This window comes from uncultured Agitococcus sp. (genome assembly GCF_937920075.1).
GTDB lineage: Bacteria > Pseudomonadota > Gammaproteobacteria > Pseudomonadales > Moraxellaceae > Agitococcus.
This window is the reverse complement of the sequence record NZ_CALETI010000182.1, coordinates 1-3,374: the sequence shown is the minus strand read 5'-3', so window position 1 is coordinate 3,374 and position 3,374 is coordinate 1. Positions and strand designations below refer to the sequence as shown.

General features: G+C 40.1%; 4 protein-coding genes. 1 reads left to right on the top strand and 3 read right to left on the bottom strand.

Features of this window, described 5'->3' with window-relative positions; all coding sequences use genetic code 11:
* On the bottom strand, window positions 1-858 hold an 858-nt coding region (locus tag Q0212_RS07035), incomplete at its 3' end, for a metallophosphoesterase (protein WP_297923946.1).
* Between the two features lie 112 nt (window positions 859-970).
* Between Q0212_RS07035 and rdgB the strand changes: the two genes are divergently transcribed.
* The gene (gene rdgB, locus Q0212_RS07030) at window positions 971-1,573 is read left to right on the top strand and encodes an RdgB/HAM1 family non-canonical purine NTP pyrophosphatase (RefSeq protein WP_297923944.1); all 603 of its coding nucleotides are present in this window, start codon (window positions 971-973) and stop codon (window positions 1,571-1,573) included.
* 30 nt (window positions 1,574-1,603) lie between these two features.
* On the opposite strand, the gene Q0212_RS07025 is transcribed toward rdgB, so the two are convergent.
* On the bottom strand, window positions 1,604-2,026 hold the full coding sequence (locus tag Q0212_RS07025; RefSeq protein WP_297923942.1) for a BLUF domain-containing protein: 423 nt from the start codon (window positions 2,024-2,026) through the stop codon (window positions 1,604-1,606).
* A 146-nt stretch (window positions 2,027-2,172) separates the two neighbouring features.
* Window positions 2,173-3,374: wax ester/triacylglycerol synthase family O-acyltransferase (locus Q0212_RS07020; RefSeq protein ID WP_297923940.1), on the bottom strand; the 1,202-nt coding region annotated here is incomplete at its 5' end.

Here is a 3,374-nt window from a genome sequence, read left to right as displayed (position 1 = left end):
AGTCAGCAGATGTAAAATTTTTTCTGTCAAAATCGGCAAATTGACCTGTCCGCCATGCGTATGTCCTGCCAACATAACAAATGGCTGAGTGAGCTTTGGTAAATACTCTAAACTTTCAGGATTATGAGTTAATAACAGTAAAGGTTTATCTTGTTGTTTTAAGGCATTTAGGCGTATTTCTTTGGTAGCCAAAGGTAATAAATCGGCTAAACCCACCAAACGCACTTTACCCAAATCTAGCGTAGTTGCTTCAATAGGCCGAATGTTATTGGCAATTAAAGCTTGTTTTAACTCTTTTGCTAAAGGAGGGCCTGGCATTTCTTCGTCATGATTACCTGGTACAGAGTAAATAGGATGTTTTAGTTGTTTAAACGGTGCAAGCTGCTCTGTTAATGAAATATTTTTAGCTGGCTCATACGTCCAATCGCCCGCCACCAACACCATATCCACCTCTAAGGTATTGAGTTTATTGACTAAACGTTGCATTTGCCAAGGCGTTGAATATAAACCATAGTGCATATCACTAATTAATGCTATTTTTAACGAATATCCCGTTTTTATGGTTGATTCTTTCACTAGCAACAAATTAGGCTCAATAAAACGCGCATAGATTCCTAAAACACAGCCTATTACAGCAATCAACATAAAACCTATCGATACTTGTTTATGCTTAAAGCCCCAAATCACTAATGCCAAAAAAAAGGGCATAATATAGCTTTGGTAATACAAAAAAGCCTTTAGAAATGTAAGCTCTTCATTACTTGGCCACGCATTTGCTGTCATTTGCCATGCAAACATCGTCAACACCATCATGAATATGACGAGTAATCCTAAATAAATATGCTGCTTTTTAGCCACGTTTGCTGCTCTAAAAAAATTAATGATGTCTGAGTCTTGTTAAAAACAGTCGATTAAAGAAATCTGCTACTATAGATGCCCTCGCACGACATGATAAGACTTGGGATATTGTATGCAAAAATTGGTCATCGCCACAGGTAATCAAGGTAAATTACACGAATTACAAAGTTTATTAAAAGATTATCCTTATGAATTAGTCACCCAAAAATCGTTGGGGATTACTGATGCTGATGAAACAGGCTTAACCTTTGTTGAAAATGCGTTAATTAAAGCGCGTCATGCGGCCAGTATTTCGGGTTTACCTGCATTAGCCGATGATTCAGGGTTGTGTGTGGATGTGATGAATGGTGGGCCGGGTATTTATTCGGCACGTTATGCAGGGGCAGGCGCAAAAGATAGCAGCAACAACGAAAAATTGCTGAATGATTTGCTGCCCTTTCGTGGTCAAGCACCACTCAAAGCGCAATTTGTTTGTGTTTTAGTGTTTTTGCGTCATGCCAATGATCCTTTACCAATTATTTGCCAAGGCATTTGGCATGGCGAAATTTTGCCAGAAAAACGCGGCGAACATGGTTTTGGTTATGATCCATTATTTTGGTTGCCTGAGCGAGCTTGTAGCAGTGCCGAACTTGAACCGAGTTTAAAAAATCAAATTAGCCATCGTGGTCAAGCGATGAGTCAATTAAAAGCAGCATTGGCAACATGTGAGTTTTAAGGAGATATTCAATTGCAAGGATGCAAAAAATCACTCCAACACTGCATTGACTCTCGATAACTCCACCAAAAACTCGTAGGCGGATTGAGGGGTCATGCTATAAGGATTAAATTGGCGTTCACGCGAATACTTTAGCACCATGCCACCACTAATATTCATTGCAGGAATATGTCCCATATACCAATCATCAAATTGACGATATAAAATGTCTTGATACATCAAAATCACAGGCCGTACATGACGTTTATCCATGGCGATTTTTTGATATAAGTGATTAACTTCGTCTCGACCACCTTCCAAGCACTGCAAGTAATAATAATTGCTATAACACAATACGCCTGTAATATCGTGTTTACGATTATTTCTCATAGATACCTCAATAATATCTTGGGCATCTTGCTCATTAAAGGGCGAAGCAAATTGGCTGGCATAGACCAAACGAATTAGTGGCATATAATGACACTCTATATTAAAAACTAATAATCTCAGTTTAGCTTTAATATAAAGAATTGTTGATTGAACAAAGCTAGGTCGTTATTAATTGTTGTGTACTGACACCGTATTTTGGTCAGTACACAAATAACCATTAATTAATAAACTTAACTCGCTAAGCCAAAAATCTGTTCTAACTCCTCTAAAGCATCACGACTATACACGGCTAAACGTTGAAGATGCGGCACAGTATCTCGACAACCAATAAAACCAAAATTTAGCGTATCGACATAAGTCACAACGGTAATATTGAGGCCATAACCCAAAAATGGAATCGAGACAGGATAATAAGAATCCAAACGATAACCTCTAAAATACAAGGCTTTATCAGGGCCGGGTACATTAGAAATCGCTAAATTAAAGGCTGGACGTACTCGCCCTGCTGCACCGGGAATTTGTGACAACAACATGGGTGCCATTAACATACTACTAAACTGCATAATCGACGATTTAGACATGCCTTGTAGCTGTTCTTTAGCTTTGGTGGTTGAATGAATAATGGCATTGATGCGTGTTAATGGATCAGCAATATCGGTTGCCAATGATGCCAAAATTGCGCCTACTGCATTACCGCCACCGGGGTCATCTTTGGGGCGAATATTGACAGGCAACATTGCGGTTAATGCTTCATTAGGTAAAGTTTCTTGCTCTTGCAAAAAGCGACGTAACGCACCTGCACAAATGGCTAACACCACATCATTGAGTGTACCATGTGCCGCTTTGGCAACAGCCTTTAAGCGTTCAGTCGCAAATTGTTGGGTGGCAAAACGACGATTGCGGCTAATTTTTTGGTTTAACGGCGATTTGGGTGCTTGCATTGGCACAACCAATTCACGCTTATCTTGACGCGCTGCTTTAATCACTTCCGCTAATGCACGGCCTGCGCCACGTGTCGCATCTAATTGTGATTGCACACCTTGCCACAAATGTTCGAGGGTCGGGGCTTGCTCGTCATGTTGTTTAGGCGCACGTGGTATGGGCGGTAAGACAAAAAATAACGGCGTATCTCTTTCATCAGGATTGGTAGAAAAACTACGGGATAAAATTTTGATGCCTGTATAACCATCAATTAACGCATGATGTACCTTAAAATAAATGGCAAAGCGGCCACCTTCTAAACCTTCAATAAAATGCACTTCCCACGGTGGACGATGAAAATCAATACTATGGCTGTGTAAACGTGACACCAAAATGCCTAATTCGCGTTCATCACCGGGTGAGGGCAAAGCCGAACGGCGAATATGATATTCCACATCAAATTGTTTATCTTCAACCCATGCTTGTAAAGGATGTGCCAAAAACTCAGGAT

Excerpts from the sequence above, each read along its gene's own strand:
- rdgB (WP_297923944.1), top strand. The coding sequence starts at position 971 with ATGCAAAAATTGGTCATCGCCACAGGTAATCAAGGTAAATTACACGAA.
- Q0212_RS07025 (WP_297923942.1), bottom strand. The coding sequence starts at position 2,026 with ATGCCACTAATTCGTTTGGTCTATGCCAGCCAATTTGCTTCGCCCTTT.